Annotated in this window: 17 protein-coding genes; 10 read left to right on the top strand and 7 right to left on the bottom strand. The window is 42.9% G+C overall.

All coding sequences use genetic code 11. The annotated features are described in order from the left end of the window. Nucleotides 1–26 precede the first annotated feature (26 nt). The 9 genes from F3J22_RS24155 to F3J22_RS24115 all read left to right on the top strand — a co-directional run bounded on the left by F3J22_RS24155 (nucleotide 27) and on the right by F3J22_RS24115 (nucleotide 8,261). Nucleotides 27–446 carry a hypothetical protein gene (locus F3J22_RS24155; RefSeq protein ID WP_167020494.1) on the top strand — a complete coding sequence of 140 codons (420 nt, stop codon included), beginning with the start codon at nucleotides 27–29 and terminating at the stop codon, nucleotides 444–446. Nucleotides 447–692: 246 nt separating this feature from the next. Beyond that, nucleotides 693–1,271 (top strand): TerD family protein, encoded by a 579-nt coding sequence (locus tag F3J22_RS24150; RefSeq protein WP_167020493.1) that lies wholly within the window; start codon nucleotides 693–695, stop codon nucleotides 1,269–1,271. A 28-nt stretch (nucleotides 1,272–1,299) separates the two neighbouring features. Continuing rightward, nucleotides 1,300–1,983, top strand: coding sequence for a TerD family protein (locus F3J22_RS24145; protein WP_167020492.1), 684 nt, complete (start codon nucleotides 1,300–1,302; stop codon nucleotides 1,981–1,983). Between the two features lie 100 nt (nucleotides 1,984–2,083). Beyond that, complete coding sequence (locus F3J22_RS24140) at nucleotides 2,084–2,722, top strand: VWA domain-containing protein (protein WP_167020491.1); 639 nt, start codon at nucleotides 2,084–2,086, stop codon at nucleotides 2,720–2,722. A gap of 18 nt (nucleotides 2,723–2,740) precedes the next feature. After that, nucleotides 2,741–3,376 carry a VWA domain-containing protein gene (locus F3J22_RS24135; RefSeq protein WP_167020490.1) on the top strand — a complete coding sequence of 212 codons (636 nt, stop codon included), beginning with the start codon at nucleotides 2,741–2,743 and terminating at the stop codon, nucleotides 3,374–3,376. 48 nt (nucleotides 3,377–3,424) lie between these two features. Beyond that, nucleotides 3,425–4,480 carry a TerY-C metal binding domain-containing protein gene (locus F3J22_RS24130; protein ID WP_167020489.1) on the top strand — a complete coding sequence of 352 codons (1,056 nt, stop codon included), beginning with the start codon at nucleotides 3,425–3,427 and terminating at the stop codon, nucleotides 4,478–4,480. A gap of 10 nt (nucleotides 4,481–4,490) precedes the next feature. Beyond that, nucleotides 4,491–5,891 carry a PP2C family serine/threonine-protein phosphatase gene (locus F3J22_RS24125; protein ID WP_167020488.1) on the top strand — a complete coding sequence of 467 codons (1,401 nt, stop codon included), beginning with the start codon at nucleotides 4,491–4,493 and terminating at the stop codon, nucleotides 5,889–5,891. An 11-nt stretch (nucleotides 5,892–5,902) separates the two neighbouring features. After that, nucleotides 5,903–7,411, top strand: a complete 1,509-nt coding sequence (locus tag F3J22_RS24120) for a helix-hairpin-helix domain-containing protein (protein WP_167020487.1) — start codon at nucleotides 5,903–5,905, stop codon at nucleotides 7,409–7,411. A 25-nt stretch (nucleotides 7,412–7,436) separates the two neighbouring features. After that, the gene (locus F3J22_RS24115; RefSeq protein WP_167020486.1) at nucleotides 7,437–8,261 is read left to right on the top strand and encodes a DUF475 domain-containing protein; all 825 of its coding nucleotides are present in this window, start codon (nucleotides 7,437–7,439) and stop codon (nucleotides 8,259–8,261) included. Between the two features lie 61 nt (nucleotides 8,262–8,322). Here F3J22_RS24115 and F3J22_RS24110 read toward each other — a convergent pair whose 3' ends face one another. The 6 genes from F3J22_RS24110 to F3J22_RS24085 are packed head-to-tail and all read right to left on the bottom strand — an operon-like array spanning nucleotide 8,323 to nucleotide 13,193. Next, a complete protein-coding gene (locus F3J22_RS24110) occupies nucleotides 8,323–9,285 on the bottom strand; it encodes a hypothetical protein (RefSeq protein WP_167020485.1) in 963 nt (320 codons plus the stop codon). A gap of 13 nt (nucleotides 9,286–9,298) precedes the next feature. Continuing rightward, nucleotides 9,299–10,399 carry a toxic anion resistance protein gene (locus F3J22_RS24105; protein WP_167020484.1) on the bottom strand — a complete coding sequence of 367 codons (1,101 nt, stop codon included), beginning with the start codon at nucleotides 10,397–10,399 and terminating at the stop codon, nucleotides 9,299–9,301. A 58-nt stretch (nucleotides 10,400–10,457) separates the two neighbouring features. After that, complete coding sequence (locus F3J22_RS24100) at nucleotides 10,458–11,072, bottom strand: TerD family protein (protein WP_167020483.1); 615 nt, start codon at nucleotides 11,070–11,072, stop codon at nucleotides 10,458–10,460. 35 nt (nucleotides 11,073–11,107) lie between these two features. Then, on the bottom strand, nucleotides 11,108–11,662 hold the full coding sequence (locus tag F3J22_RS24095; protein WP_167020482.1) for a TerD family protein: 555 nt from the start codon (nucleotides 11,660–11,662) through the stop codon (nucleotides 11,108–11,110). Next, nucleotides 11,652–12,497 (bottom strand): phosphoribosyltransferase family protein, encoded by an 846-nt coding sequence (locus F3J22_RS24090; RefSeq protein WP_167020481.1) that lies wholly within the window; start codon nucleotides 12,495–12,497, stop codon nucleotides 11,652–11,654. Before F3J22_RS24090 ends, F3J22_RS24095 begins: the two co-directional genes overlap by 11 nt. A gap of 3 nt (nucleotides 12,498–12,500) precedes the next feature. Then, nucleotides 12,501–13,193, bottom strand: a complete 693-nt coding sequence (locus F3J22_RS24085) for an HAD family hydrolase (protein ID WP_167020480.1) — start codon at nucleotides 13,191–13,193, stop codon at nucleotides 12,501–12,503. 439 nt (nucleotides 13,194–13,632) lie between these two features. Between F3J22_RS24085 and F3J22_RS24080 the strand changes: the two genes are divergently transcribed. After that, nucleotides 13,633–14,991 (top strand): serine hydrolase, encoded by a 1,359-nt coding sequence (locus F3J22_RS24080; RefSeq protein WP_167020479.1) that lies wholly within the window; start codon nucleotides 13,633–13,635, stop codon nucleotides 14,989–14,991. A gap of 23 nt (nucleotides 14,992–15,014) precedes the next feature. Here F3J22_RS24080 and F3J22_RS24075 read toward each other — a convergent pair whose 3' ends face one another. Next, complete coding sequence (locus tag F3J22_RS24075) at nucleotides 15,015–16,043, bottom strand: AAA family ATPase (RefSeq protein ID WP_205195545.1); 1,029 nt, start codon at nucleotides 16,041–16,043, stop codon at nucleotides 15,015–15,017. Between the last annotated feature and the right edge of the window lie 9 nt (nucleotides 16,044–16,052).

The raw sequence follows: 16,052 nt of genomic DNA, 5'->3' as shown, positions 1-16,052 counted from the left end.
AATGCTATAAATGAAACTAACAACCTATGGTGAAACCCAATTTCGGAAATATCATCTTATTCATCCTCGGCAAAAACATTTTATTTGCTTTGGCCTATAACTTTTTTGTTAGTGAATTTCTCTCCAATCTACCTGCGGCCAGTTCGGACTCATTTTTCCTGACTGTGATTTATGTAGTGCCATATCTGTTGCTGAATCTGTTGCTTTTTTCTTATCCTTTATATTATTCTTTTAAAGTAGACTTCCTGTTCGCGCTATGGATAAGATTCATGATTTTATCTTTGGAAGCCGTGATACTTATGGCCTTTGCTTTTCCATCAACGACATTGCTGAATGCGGGCGTTTCAGTAGTGGCCTTCGTACTTGCTTTTTGTATTAAGTGGAAACGGGGAAAACCTGGTATTGCAATACATGAGGAAGATAATATAGAAGAGCAGTCCTGGTAACTAATAGCTTCCATATATCGCCGATTGGTATTTTAATAGTTTGTAAATCATTTATTTACAAACTATTTTTCTTTTGAACAGAGTCAAAAATCCTATTCTTTTCTAGTCCGGCATATCCGAGCATAAGCACGGTGCCGATCAGGAATAACGGGAAGCTAAAACGTATGCCCATCACCGTATGTTATCAATAATATTTGTATTATTAAATACTATCAACTATCTTGAAGTAGAATAAAATTTCAGATAATGGCAATTAACTTACAAAAGGGACAACGAATTGATATCGGCTTATCAAAGATCAGCCTCGGCTTAGGATGGCGTCCGAATGAAAGTACTACCAGTGCCGCATTCGATCTGGATGCTTCTGCATTTATGATCAATGAGAACCGGTTGATCCCGCAGGAAGAATATTTTATTTTCTATGGTAATACCAACTCCCCCGATAATTCGGTACAGCACAGTGGTGATGATCCTACTGGTGGTAATAGCGAACAGGGCGACGATGAAACCATCGTAGTGGATCTTACAAAAGTGGATAGTGCCATTAAAGAGATCCTTTTTGTGGTTACCATTCATGATGCGGTGGGCAGAAGACAAAATTTCGGACAGGTACGGGATTCGTATATTCGTATTGTTGATGAAGCCACCGGCCAGGAAATTGCAAAATATGAACTGGGAGAGGATTTCTCTATTGAAACTGGTGTTGAATTTGGCAGATTGTATAACCGTGGCGGACAATGGAAATTTGAAGCGTCAGGAATCGGTTATAAAGAAGACCTGGCATTCTTTCTCTCCAGATATTTCAAAGGTCAAATTATCAAGTAATACCCTACTTATACCTAAAATCTAATTTATGGCAATCAGTTTAGTAAAAGGTCAGACGATCGACCTGAGAAAAAATGACAGTGGAGAGGAATATGACCTTTCCTTAGTAACCATCGGGCTGGGTTGGGATGTTCGACAAAAACCCGCCACCGGCGGCTTTATTGGCAAATTATTCGGTGGTGGCCAGAAAGAAGAAGAATATGACCTGGATGCTGTTGCTTTCCTGCTGGATGCAAACGGCAAGGTGGCTAACCTGGGCAGATCAGTGACCAGCCGGGATGGCAGAACTATTGGCCTGTACGAAGGAGACGTAATTTTCTTTAACTCCATGCGCCATCCATCAGGCCATATCTGGCTTACAGGCGATAACAGAACAGGTGCCGGCGATGGTGATGATGAACAAATCATCGTAAAACTGAACGAACTGGATCAACGATACCAGAAAATCCTTTTCCTGGTAACCATTTATAATGGCCGCAGCAATAACCAGCATTTCGGAATGATCGAAAACGCATTTATCAGGGCCGTTGACAGAAAAGGAAAAGAGATCGCAAAATTCAATCTTTCCGGAGACGCCACCTACAATGGTATGTGCTCTATGACTTTTGCTGAAATCTACAGAAAGGATGGAGCCTGGAAATTCAGAGCTATAGGCGATCCGCATCATTCAGATAGTTTTGTGGAAGAGCTGAAGAAACTGGCTTATTCCTGAGTCTGATCAGCCACCCAATTAACAGTAACCTGCTAAGCAACCTATATTCGTATACGCAACAGCGTATGCCTGTACTATTGTATCAACCCAAAGCACTGATATGCGAAAACTTCCTGTTTACCTGCTATTGGATACTTCCGGCTCCATGTTGGGAGAACCTATTGAAGCAGTAAAAAATGGCGTTCAGGTGATGCTAAGCTCTTTGCGCCAGAATCCCCAGGCGATTGAAACCGCTTTCCTTAGCATCATCACCTTCGATAGCTATGCCAGACAAATAACTCCATTAACTGATCTGGCATCTTTTCAAACACCGGATATTAAAGCTTCCGGCACCACCGCGCTTGGCGAAGCGTTGGAACTGGTTAGTCTCTGCATCGATAAAGAAGTGGCTAAAACCACCATGGAACAGAAAGGAGACTGGCGGCCCATCGTTTTTATCATGACAGATGGTGTACCCACAGATAACTGGGAGAAAGGCCTTGCCGCCTTCAAAAAATGTAAAACGGCTTTCACCGTGGCATGTGCCGCCGGGAGTAACAGCGATACGGCCATCCTTAAAAGGGTGACCGATAATGTAGTGAGCCTGGATACTGCTGATAGCCATAGCATCTCCAAATTCTTTGCCTGGGTATCAGCTTCTATCGGCGTGTCCTCCACAAGAGTGGAAGCATCTACAAAAGAAGTAGCAGGACTGGACGAACTACCGCCGCCGCCAGCCGAATTAAATATCGTTGTATAAGACCTCAATTTATTGCAGATGCGCAGATTGCCTGTATACTTTTTGTTGGATACCTCCGGATCTATGTATGGTGAACCTATTCAGGCGCTAAACAATGCTTTGAGCGGAATGATAAACACACTCCGTACAGATCCACATGCCTTAGACTCTCTGTGGCTTAGTATCATCACTTTCGACAGGGATATTAATGAAGTAGTTCCGCTAACTGAACTCGTAAGTTTTCAGCTACCTGAGATTGTTTGTCCGCAAAGCGGTCCTACACATACAGGTAAATGCCTGGAATTTCTGGTTGGTAAAGTGAAAAGTGATGTGAGAAGAGGTGATGCCAATCAAAAAGGTGACTGGCGCCCTTTGCTGTTTATTTTTACGGATGGAAAACCTTCAGATCTGCAGCTTTACCGCCAGATGGCACCACAGGTAAAAGCGCTGAATTTCGCTACTATCGTTGGTTGTGCTGCCAGCAAATCAGCTGATAATGACCTGCTGAAAGAACTGGCAGATACGGTTGTTCACCTGGATACTGTAGATAGTGCTACCCTGAAGCAATTCTTCAAATGGGTATCTGATACTATCGAACAGGGAAACAAAAGTATGGGCACCTCAGAAGTGATCGCATTACCACCACCACCGCAGGAAATAAACCTGGTGATCTGATGTTGTACTACGGCTGAATAATTGTTTAATAACCGAAAATATTCTTTGATGCGCAGGCTCCCTATATATTTTTTGATTGATGTCTCCGAGTCGATGATAGGCGAGCCTATCATGGCAGTGGAAGAAGGGATGGCTAAAATCATTCAGGCATTGAAAACAGATCCTTATGCTATTGAAACGGCATGGATCTCCGTCATTGTATTTGCCGGACAAGCAAAAACATTGGTTCCTTTACAGGAAATCATTAATTTCTATCCGCCCCGTTTCCCTATCGGTGGCGGAACTTCCTTAAGTAAAGGACTGGGGCATCTCATGTATGAGATGAGAAAGAACCAGGTGAAGACAACACCCGAACAAAAAGGCGACTGGAAACCGATCGTTTTCCTGCTCACCGATGGAACCCCTACGGATGATACAACTGCCGCTATCAGTGAATGGAAAAATAACTGGCAGCGTACCGCCAATATGGTGGCTATTTCCATTGGCGATGGAGCCAACCTGCACGTCTTGCAGCAACTCACAGAAAATGTACTGACCTTTAAGAATTCTTCTCCGCAGGCCTATAAAACGTTCTTCAAGTGGATTACTGATTCTATTAAAACAAATACGGAACGCCTGGATAGTAATCATGCAGGATTTGAGATTAACCTCCAGAAAGATAATGATGCTTTGTCAAAGATCGATTTGTCAAAGCCTTTAAAAGAGGAGTTTGGACAGGACACTAACTATGTAGTGCTACAAGGGAAATGCCAGCATACCCAAAGACCTTACCTGATGAAATACAGGCGTGCACTGGAAGAAGCTGCTATCTCCGGGTTGGACCTGCATACCTTGTATTACCGTTTGGTAGGTGCATACCAGGTAGACCATACTTATGAAGAGTTGTCTGAAAAAAATGCTGCTCCCGTAAAAATTAATACTGATGAATTAATTGGCAGTCCAACCTGCCCATGCTGTGGTAACCAGGTGGCTTTTGCTATGTGCTCCTGTGGTAAACTACATTGTATGGGAGATCAGGAAGTATGTACCTGCCCATGGTGTGGCGTAGAAGGGAGATATGGCAACAGCGGCGGTGGCTTTGATGTTCAGCGTGCACAGGGTTAATGATAACAACATGGAAGACGAATATATCCGGCAGTTATTCGCTGGACGTAAAATTGAAATTGCAGCGAACCAGCAACAATTGTTTACTGATTTCATTGCTGACAGTTTTAATATAAACCTGGTAAGTCTCATTCTCAAAAATCAACAGATACTAATGGAGCAATGGGCACTGAAAACCCGTATCGAAGATATTAACCTGCAACAGGTCATTATTCCTAATGCTACTGTAGGGAAGTCTTACGAATTCAAACTGGATATACAGGCGCTACAGTGGCAGGACCTGGCATTATTGCTGGTGGAAGGGTTACAATCCTGCGGGCTGGATTACGATACCACAAACGGTATGATCAGTGGTGTTCCAACTGTTAACGGTGATGCACAGCTGCTGCTGAAATATCGGCTTACCGTGGAACCGGAAGATACACCGCTGCACGAAAAAAGTATCCGGCTGGTGGTGAACGCGGACCCGAAAACACTATGGAAGAATATTCCAGGTGATACGACGGCGCCGTTCCGGAAAGAGGATGAAATGACGATTGCCGCAACGGTAGGGGCCAGGCGGGTAATCGCTGCTTCTAAAAGAGGGCGCTCACATGCCAATGTGGGTGGATTCAGGGAAGATGATTGCCTGGTGAAACACTGGGAACATAATGGCTGGTCGCTGTTTGCAGTTTCTGATGGCGCCGGCAGTGCACAATATTCCAGGGAAGGGTCCAGGCTTGCCTGTGTGTCCATCGCTGAATATTTTGATGGTGCCATGACGCCGGAATGGAGTACTGCTATTGATGGCCTTATACAGGCCTATAGTGATATGCCTGACGAGGAAACCGCTCAGCAGCTTAACAGGTTTATTTATGAAAACCTGGGTAATGGAGGGTTGTTTGTCCAGAAAAAAATAGAGCAGCAAGCTACCTCAATGGGTACTTCTGTAAAAGATTTCCATGCCACCCTCATTTTTGTGCTGATGAAAAAATATGAGGCCGGATATGCGTTTATGAGCTTTGGCGTGGGAGATTGTCCGATAGGGTTGCTGGATAAGGACGGGAGAGAACTTACCTTATTGAACTGGCTGGATGTGGGAGAGTTTGGAGGAGGTACCAGGTTTATTACGATGCCGGAGATTTTTAAAAGCGAAAAGTTTTCTACCCGGTTCAGCTTTAGGCTGATGCCGGATTTCTCTTATCTGATGCTGATGTCGGACGGGATCTATGATCCAAAATTTGAAGTCGAAGCTAACCTTTCTAAGGTTGTTTACTGGCAGCAATTGCTGGCAGATCTGGGTGGAGAGAATGAGGGGAACCATCAGGTGACATTCGGTAATCCTGAAACTGCCGCACCAGAACTGCTGTCGTGGCTCGATTTCTGGAGTATAGGGAACCACGACGACCGAACTTTAATGATTGTATACTGATCTTATAATGTATGACTACGAAAACAGTATCTTCTGCTATCAATGAGGGCAAATCATACCAGTATATTGATGATGGCGCCCCTATGCAAGGTGGAATGAAAGATGTATATTTTAGTCCTGACAGGTCCTATGTAGTGGCTTTCTACAGATCAGAACAGGATTTTAATTCGAAAGCGAGGTTGCGGAAGATAGTTACACAATACTATGACAGCTTTTTTAACCGGGAAGGAGGGGCATATTATAAAGACCTGTACTGCTGGCCTACAGATATGATTGAAGAAGGAAACAGGGTCGGGTTGATCGTCCCCTGCTACAATAAAAACTTCTTTTTTAGCAAGGGATATGCCGCCAATGACTTCATCCGGGGAAAAGAAAAAGAAGGGAAATGGTTTTCCTCTCCGAAATTTCGAAATAAAACATTTTCTTTGCGACTTGATGAGCAGGAATTAGGCAACTGGTTAAGCTATTTTCAGATTTGTGTAAATATAGCGAGAGGGGTGAAAAGGCTCCATGCTGCCGGGTTAGCTCATTCTGATCTTTCTTATAAAAATGTGTTGGTAGATCCAATTTCCAGGACTGCGGCAATTATTGACATCGATGGATTGGTTGTGCCAGGCCTGTTTCCGCCTGAAGTAATCGGGACGCCGGACTTTATAGCCCCTGAAGTATTGGCCACCAGGCATCTGGATAAGAAAGACCCAGAAAGAAAGCTACCTAACAGACTTACAGATCTGCACGCACTTGCGGTCATGATCTATTTATACCTGTTACATCGCCATCCCTTGAAAGGAGGGAAGGTGCATGATCTGGATACGGAGAAGGATGATCTCCTCACGATGGGAGAAAAAGCATTATTTATCGAACATCCACAGGATACCAGCAACAGACCGAAGCTGCACCTGGTACATCCTACGGAGTTGCCGTGGGCAGATGTAAATAAGCTGCCGTCGGGGATTGTGGGCCCATATCTGAATGAGTTATTTCATAAAGCCTTTATAACCGGGCTGCATCAGCCAATGGAACGCCCGCCTGCTGAAATGTGGGAACAGGCATTATTGAAAACGACAGACCTTATGCAACCCTGTGCCAACCCGGGATGTGAACAAAAATGGTATGTCTTCGATAATACGAATACACCCAAATGTCCGTTTTGCGGAACGGTCCATCAGGGAACTTTACCGGTGCTCGACTTATATTATGAATTTAAGCCAACGGTCTGGAAGTCCGAAAACCATCGTCTGATGGTTTATAATAACCAATATCTGTTTGAATGGCATGCGAATCGTAATATTATCCGGAATGAACGTACCACCGAAGCACAAAAAGTGCCTGTCGGATATTTTGTATTCCATCAGCAGCAATGGGTACTTGTGAACCAGCGGCTCACCTCCCTGAAGGATCTCACGGAAGATAAAGAGATACCTGTAGGAAGTATGGTAGCACTTACAAATGGTAAAAGGCTATTGCTTTCTAAAGAGGAAGGGGGAAGAGTAGTACATATAACAATGGCAAATCAGTAAAAACAACCTATAAACACACCATCAAATGAATGAACTAATTCAGCACATCATCAACAACCCGATACCGTCATTAATTGTGGTGGGGAATCTCGTGATTATCGAGAGTTTATTATCTGTAGACAATGCAGCAGTACTGGCAACAATGGTAATGGACCTGCCGGAAAAGCAACGCGATAAGGCACTGAAGTATGGTATCATCGGGGCTTATCTGTTCCGCGGGCTGGCGATGTTATTTGCATCCTTCCTCATTCAGGTATGGTGGCTGAAACCAATCGGCGGATTATATTTGCTGTATTTAACTTTCAACTGGTGGAAAGAGCAAAGAGAAAAAGCTAAGGCCACAGAAGAAGAGGAAGAAAAGCCAATCGATAAAGGTCAAAACTGGCTGTATAAGGCAACTGTTGGTGCTATGGGGCCTTTCTGGGCCACGGTGGCGCTGGTAGAATTGATGGATATGGCTTTCTCTATTGATAACATCTTTGCTGCTGTCGCGTATACGAACAATATTATTCTGGTTTGCCTCGGCGTGTTTATCGGAATCCTCGCTATGCGTTTTGTAGCACAGGCTTTCGTTAAATTGATGAGTAAATTTGCTTTCCTGGAAGGTGCTGCATTCGTAGTTATCGGTATCCTTGGGGTAAAGCTGACTTTATCTATCTATGAACATTTCTTCCCGGAATCCGGCCTGACCCATTTCCTGAAAAGTTCTGCTGCTGATATTATCACTTCCATTATAACGGTAAGTATTTTCGCTATTCCATTACTGACTTCCATGCTTTTCAACTTCCCTAAGAAGGCTAAAGCTGGTGCTGAAGTAGCAGCAGAAGCTACAGTAGAATCAGAAGCATAATTAAATAAAGGATATTTATAGAGATTGCATCAGTCGTTTGGCTGGTGCAATTTTTTTTGTGTCAGAGTATATCTGTATTCAGCATGGTTTTCAGGATATTTGTCTGCACATCGTAATTGCCGATCTTCTGCAGGAAATCCACTTCTTCAATTTTTGCGGCATACTCTCTCAGTACTTCTTTTACCTTTTGGGGGATGGCAATTTTTTCTACGCTGGCTTTCTGGTTTAGCTGGTAGTTCTTGTCCGTAAGATCTGCTATGATCCTTGCTTTTTTGGAAAGATGGTTTGTCAGGTCAATATCCTTGATACTGGCAGGGTCACAAAACAGGAAGAGATTTTTAGAAGGGAGATAAAGGAAGAATTTATCATTTTCCAGGAATTTATAGATTTCTGCTATAAGATATCCTGCCCTTAGCCCTATAAAGAATTCGGTCCTGAATTCAGTTTTACACAACCATCCCATTAATTTTTTTTCGATGATCGCATAGTTGTTTCTGTAGGTTTTTGCAGGATCATATTGCACCAGCGTATCCATCATTTCCGGGGTGATATCATAATAGAAGTCTTGCGCAAAGCGGGATGCAAAGGCATTGATATTTTTGGAAAAGGGATCTTCGTTGGTATCGTCAGAAAGGGATTGAAACAATTTCCGCAGCGAGAGATTGATTTTCAGTGATTGTTTTTGTTTGTCGAGGTCAAAATTTTTCTCTGAAAAAACGCTGGTATTAAGCTTTTCGATCAGGTCATTGTTGATCTGTATTTCATCGAAAAGCAGGCTTATGTTTCTTTCGTTGGTACTTTTGATCTTGCGTAGCAGCTCAATAACGGAGGCAGTATATTGTAAATGGAATAATTCCAGCTTATTGATATCTAATTCTACGTTATTCTCAAATAACTTATGGACAACCTGGCTTCGGAGATATATTTTATAAATAATCTCATCTTCAAAAAAGGCCGACAGTAACTGTAGTTTACTGATCGTTCTTCTTGATTCATTTAGTATGCTCGCCAGGTTATCCTCCATTATTCAGCTATTATTAGTTAATCCTGGTAACGTTCTTTTTAAGTTCTGTTTCCAGGTTTTTGAGTTCAGAATCCAGTACTCTTCTGCTTTCTGCTCCCTGTTCGTGGATCCTTTTCACTTCGTTGAGTGTTTCGATCAGCGACTGGGTGGTACGTTTCAATGTTTCAGAAGATACAACTGTTTTTTCATTTTCTCTGGCAACGTCGATGCTGTTTTGTCTCAGCAGCTCCGCATTTTTCTGCAGAATGGTGTTGGTAGTATCAGAGATTTTCTTCTGCATTTCTACGTTTGCCTTCTGCCTTTGTAATGCAACAGCGATCGTCAGTTGGTTTTTCCAGACAGGGATCGTGGTAGAAATAATAGACTGTGCTTTTTCAGCGATAGATGTATTATTGTTTTGTACTAACCTGATCTGTGCCAGCGATTGCAACATGATAAATCTAACCACTTTCATGTCGGCCAGGCGCTTATCCAGGCGGTTGATGAATTCGCGAAGGTCAGCGATCTCATAATCCTGGTAATTGGCGGCGTTAGCCTCCATTTCAGCCAGTTTCTGTGTCAGTTCATTATATTTCAGCTGTCCGGAGATGATAAGGTCCTCCATTTGCTTGATATAATTCACGTTACTGTCGAACATCGTCTGAAGAGAACTGTTGTCTTTCAGGGAGTTGATACGACCGGCTTTAATTTTATTAGTGATTTTATCGATATTATTTACAATAGTATCATATTTCTGAAACAATTTTTGTGCATCAAACACTAATTTTTTCAGAAAAGGTACTTTAGAGAGGAAGCTTTTGACACCGCTCTGGTTCAGTTCATCTACATCGATGTAGTTCAGTTCGGCCAGGAGGTCGTTGATCAGGCCACCTACTTCACCGGCCTGGTTGGTACGCACGGATGACAGAAAGTCGTTGGAATAGCGTTCCATTGAGTTCTGCACTTCCGTTCCGTAGTTTAAAACTGAGTTTACATCGCGGATGTCCAGCGATTTATTGATCTCATTGTATTGCTGCGTTTCAGCGGCTGTAAGCTGCGTTAAGTCGGTATTGCCGTCTTTATCGAGTCTTACTGCAGGAAGCGCAGGTGCTGTGATATTTGGGTTCGTTTCCATTAGGCACGTGATTAAATAGATTAATGATGACGTGGTTAGAAGGGTATATGTTCAATTACTACAGGTGGAACTGAGCGACTGTCTCTACAGTTTCCTGGAGTTTTTTATCTTTGGTAGGTTCACCGATGGCATTGAATTTCCATTCGCCGTTCTTTTTATAGAATACGCCCATGATCATGGATACATGGCCTGCGAAACTATTGCTGCCGCTGATATCATATTTGGCGAATACTTCGGTTACGCGGCTGGGAGTACCTTCGTATATGCGGATGGAAGCAAAGGGAATGGTACCGAAATCATGGCCTCTGAAGCTATTCAGCACAAATGCCACATAGTTGGTGTTGGTATTGAGTCTGGAGAAGTCCACCGTGATTACTTCGTTGTCTAATCCGTCATTTCCGTTCATGTCTCCTGTCAGATCGTCACCACTATGTTTGATGGCAAAGTCTTTTGAGTGGAGATTACCGAAATAAACAACTTCCAGTAATTTTTTATTTTCATCGAAAAGGGCGCAGCTGCCATCCAGGTCTACCGCTTCTTTAGATTTGGACAGGCCAAACATGGTTTTCTTTTCGATAGCACCCCAGTTAACGCCTACACAGATATTTTGAAGCTTGGTACCATTACTTTTTTCCAGGTTAATTCGCTGGCCTTTTTGAAGATTGATTGCCATTTTTTGTTGATTTTTTAGGATGATATAGTTGCGAATTAGTTGTATTTGTTGAGATAGTCCTGCAGTCCACCTTTCATGCCTACGCCTACTGCTTCAAATTTCCATTCGTCGTTACGTTTGTATACTCTGCCAAATTCCACCGCGGTTTCAATAGAGAAGTCTTCTTCGAGTTCATATTTCAGAATTACTTCATTTGTAACGGCGTCGATTATACGAACATAACTGTTTCTTACCTGTCCAAAGTTTTGTCTTCTGGCTTCGGCCTCATGAATGGTTACTACTATAGAAAACTCACTTACCCTGGCATCTGTTTTAGACAGGTCGATTTTAATTTGTTCATCATCTCCGCTACCTTCTCCGGTAAGGTTATCACCGGTATGTTCCACGCTGCCGTCGGGAGAGAGGAGGTTGTTGTAAAATACAAAATGCCCATCGGAGATCAGTTTTTTACTGTCATTCATAATGAATACAGAAGCGTCCAGGTCGAAGCTGGTTCCGGTAGTGGAGGAGTTAGCATCCCAGCCTAATCCGATGATGAATTTAGGTGCATTGATTGATTGGCGTTGTCCTTTTTGCAGATTAATTGCCATTTTCTATGCTTTTAAGTGTTATGTTAAATAAATAGTTATTGACAAAAGTAAAATTTTTATGATAGGCCTCAATCGTATGATACCCGTTACCGATGGCCATATTCAGTAAGAGCTGGATGAACTCCGGTTTCTGATTTTGAATAAAAATGCAAAATGCTTCATAGTCGTAGTTCAGTATATACTTGACAATCCTGGTATTAATAAAGAATCTGTCGCGCTGAATAATGGCAGTCAGATCAAAAATAGATTTGACGGCATGGTAATTCAGAAAGTTCTCAATATTTGGATGAATGGCATTATTCTTTAGCTCGGCATAATATAGCATATAAATGTCATTTTTCAGACCATATTCTGCTACCATTTTCAGGATCATTTTTTCATGACCGCCGGTAATCCTGATATCATCCAGGAAAATGACTGTTTTCCCTTCCAGGAAAGTGCTGTCGATATGAAAGGAATCATTGCCGATAAGCTGCATACGCTGTGCGGCATCCAGTTCTCCATAATCTTCCTTATAGGTAACGGTACGGTGTACTTTAGTTTCCTGGACTACAGGGTGGTTATGCGCAGCCAGCCAGCGATTGAGATGATACACGAAATAGTTTTTCATCGCAAAGGTAGCGGTGGGAATAAAAGCATAGGGACTGGGTACTATCACCAGCTGCCCTGGCTGTTTCCCTTTCAGGTGCGCATTTATAAAACCGGCAGCCAGTGCGGTGCCGAATTTTTCAGCTACTTCGTCATCTCCATATTTAAATCGGCTGTAATCATCCGGGCAAAACCCGAAATTCTCAGGATTCGTAATTGAATGCAGGGAATAGGTAATTCTTGTCATAGGTTAAATTACAGTTGATATACACACTTTATTTGAATTGATCAGCATCGCCGGAATACCGTAAGCCTCCGCCCCACGGATATCCGCAATCGGGTTATCTCCTATATGAACTATATGCTCCGGCGCTACAGGTTCCTGCCTGTGTGTTGTTACCGCTGCTACCATCTGCTCAAAAAACTTTGCATTAGGTTTGGAAATGCCAGCTTCATCTGAGAATAGCTGAATGTCCAGCAGGTGAAGGATTTCCAGCTGTTCGAGTGCTTTCCTGAGGGTAGCGCCCTTTATGAAGGCGGTATTACTGAGCAGGCCAACAGTTGTATCCGGTTGTGATCTGAGCCTTTCCAGGGTAACGGCTGTTTTACCGCAATACAGCAGGGGAAGGTGGTGCAGAAATAATTCCTCCATATCAGTGTATAGCTGCTCCAGATCTATATCCCTTAAGGATAAACGTTCCCCGTTTACTTCGCTGATGACCATCAGGTACAATTCGTCGGTATCCAGATTTTTTCCTGTACGCTCGTTGATGGCATTCGACATTACATCCACTCTTCTGAAAATAGCAGCTACTTCAGCTACTGTCAGCTGATGGCTGTTGAAGTGCCGATGGATATACTGCACGCGCTCACTTTTAAACAGGGGATTGGATTTTATAAGCGTTAGCCAGAGGTCAAAGGAATAATGTCTGAATTTATTCATTAAGAAAATTGAATGATTGTTATGCTGTTAATTTTTCCTGTATTACGCAGCCCTCCTGAGTATTAGCCAAGAGAGGGGACAAAACCTACCGACAAATATGTTATTTTAAATCGATGTGTTCATTAGTTCGTATTCTTATCTAGTGGCTGGAATTTTGTATTGTTTTGTTGGTGTTGTTCCTGTCAAAATCTATTCACTATTAAGGTTACCGGAATTGCAGGTTACATAGGCAATTCTAATGCCAATATACAGATATTTGCCGTTTATCTGCCATAGTTACAGTAGGTAACGGAAATTTAAAACTGGCCTACAACGTAACTGGTTAAACGAAAACAGGGGAGCGTTTATCTAACAGTACAGGAATACTTAATACGTCTTGTAATAGAAAAGATTTAACTTTCTGAATAAAGAAAAGAACTCCAAAACATAATTTATAACGATGAGGAATTCTAAGATAATATGCTTGCTGGGAATTATTTTGCTCCCCCTTGAAATTTTTGCTCAGAACGGATCGGCCGGCGGTAAAAAGAAGCTGACAGAAAACACAATGGGTATCCCTGGAAAATTATCCAGGTATATGCAGGCCCAGACAGCTATCAATGGATTTAGTGGTACTGTGCTGGTTATCAAAAGAGATTCCATACTCCTACGGGCAGCATACGGGTATGCTAACTATGAATGGAAGGTAAAAACTATCATCAATACCAAATACAGCCTGGCTTCCGTGAGCAAACAATTCACTGCTGCCGGTATCCTTCAGCTGGCAGACCATAAGCTGCTATCATTGGACGATAAACTTAGCAGGTATTTCCCCGGATTTCCGGCAGGGGAGCAAATCACCATCCACATGATGCTCTCCCATATTTCCGGGCTTCCTATGGACTTTGATGAACGCTATCTGAACGAGGTTTCCCTGACCCAGGATAGTGTATTGAACTATATAGGCCGAAAAGGGCTTTTGTTTACGCCAGGAACGCAAACAGCGTACAGTAATATCGGGTATTACCTGCTGGCACGTATTATAGAGAAAGTAAGCGGTAAAAGCTATGCATCGTATCTGAAAGAAAATATTTTTGATAAGGTGCACATGTCTGAAACAGGTGTTATGACGAATGAAGATGTTATCCCTTATATGTCAGACAGGTATATCAGGGAAGGCCGGGTGTACAAGAAAAATCCCTATATCAACTGGGCATTCAATATTGGGCATGATGGCATTTACTCAACAGTGGATGATCTTTTAAAATGGGATAGGTCACTTTATGGTACTACCGTTTTAAGTGAGCAAATGAAGCAGCTAATGTTTACATCTTACAATAATCAAAAATTCGGATATGGTTTTCTAATCAACCCTTTTTATAATCATGGTCACACATTGATTGCACATGATGGAGGCTTTTTTGGCGCGATGACCTCCCTCAACCGCTTTACTGACGACGGACTCCTTGTTGTTGTGCTTTCTAATAATCAGTCTCCGGCTTATATGCTGGCATACGGATTGGCTGCAATATGCTTTGGTAAAGACGTTGAGCTTCCCTATCACCATAACCGCGTCATAAATGACGGAGCGCTGTACCCATATTTTAAGGGCGATTACGGGGATATTAAAATTCTTGAAAATAACGGGAAGCTCTATTATAATAGCCTGGATATTGAATTACTGCCTGAGTCGGACCATAAATTCTTCAGGTCAGATGACGATAACAGAACAGTGGAATTTATTAAGGATGCTGATGGAAAATATACCATTATTAAGCTGACCAAGGCAGGAGTGACAGAAGAGCGAAGGAGAAAATAGCCAATAACCATCCCCTCCAACAATCAAATGGATACGCGTGTATGCCATGCCGTTACCTTACGCTGCAGGAGTTGTGTGATCAGCTGTACAGCTTGTTCGAAGCGCGCATCCCAACTGCCGGTGATTTCTTCGTATTGCAGCCCGTATTTATGAAGCGTTTGCCGGTGTGATTGGTCCAGCAAATCTCTTTCCGTTTCACTGAGCCGGGTACCGTCTTGTACATAAGGCACGTCGTTATTGAGGTAGAGGTACAGGTCAGCGCTATTGGCCGCATAGATGGCAGGATCGACCTGAAGGATTTCTCCAAAGGCATATTCCCCATAAGATGCCGTAATATGGATATCTGTATCGATGATGATCAGTGGGGAAGGGCCTGTTGCTGCACGGGTAATGCGTGCTGCATGTTCCTGTGCAATGAGGTAAAGATCAGCCACCGTAAAATGATTGGAGTCGGCCACAATATCGCGTCCTGCTTCCATGACGGCACTACAATTGAAATGCCTGGACAGCATACCGGTTAAAGTGGTTTTGCCGGTAGATTCTGTGCCCAGCAATACTACTTTGGTCACCAGGGAAGCTTTTACGCTGTCGGGTAAATATTCCCAGTTCTCAAACAGGTCGGCCCGTATTTTACTGGCGGATACCGGGTATGAATTTTTTCCGGGATCAAAGGGAATATGTTGTATACCCATGAAACCCGCCACCATATCGCCGTAAGGCTCTGAGGTAACTACTACCGTATAATCGGGAAACAGTTGTTTAAATCGTGCTGACCATAGCTCTGATACCGCAGCTGATGATTCCGAGGTGTTGGGTAACTCATCTTCCTTGTATTGAAAAGTGCGTATGTCAATGCGTGGTTCCTCCCGGAAAGTGGCTTCTATCCATGATTTCCTCACTGAGCATGGTAAGGTTTCCTGATCGCTGCAACAGATAAGCACCGATAAAAAGTCGCAATGCGATAAGGCAAAACGAATCATTGCTTCATGCCCTTTGTGAAAGGGCATAAACTTTCCGAATACAAATGCTTTGGTGATTTTCTTTTCCTGCATGACAATCAA

This window comes from Chitinophaga sp. Cy-1792, from assembly GCF_011752935.1.
GTDB lineage: Bacteria > Bacteroidota > Bacteroidia > Chitinophagales > Chitinophagaceae > Chitinophaga.
This window is presented reverse-complemented; position numbering and strand designations above follow the sequence as displayed.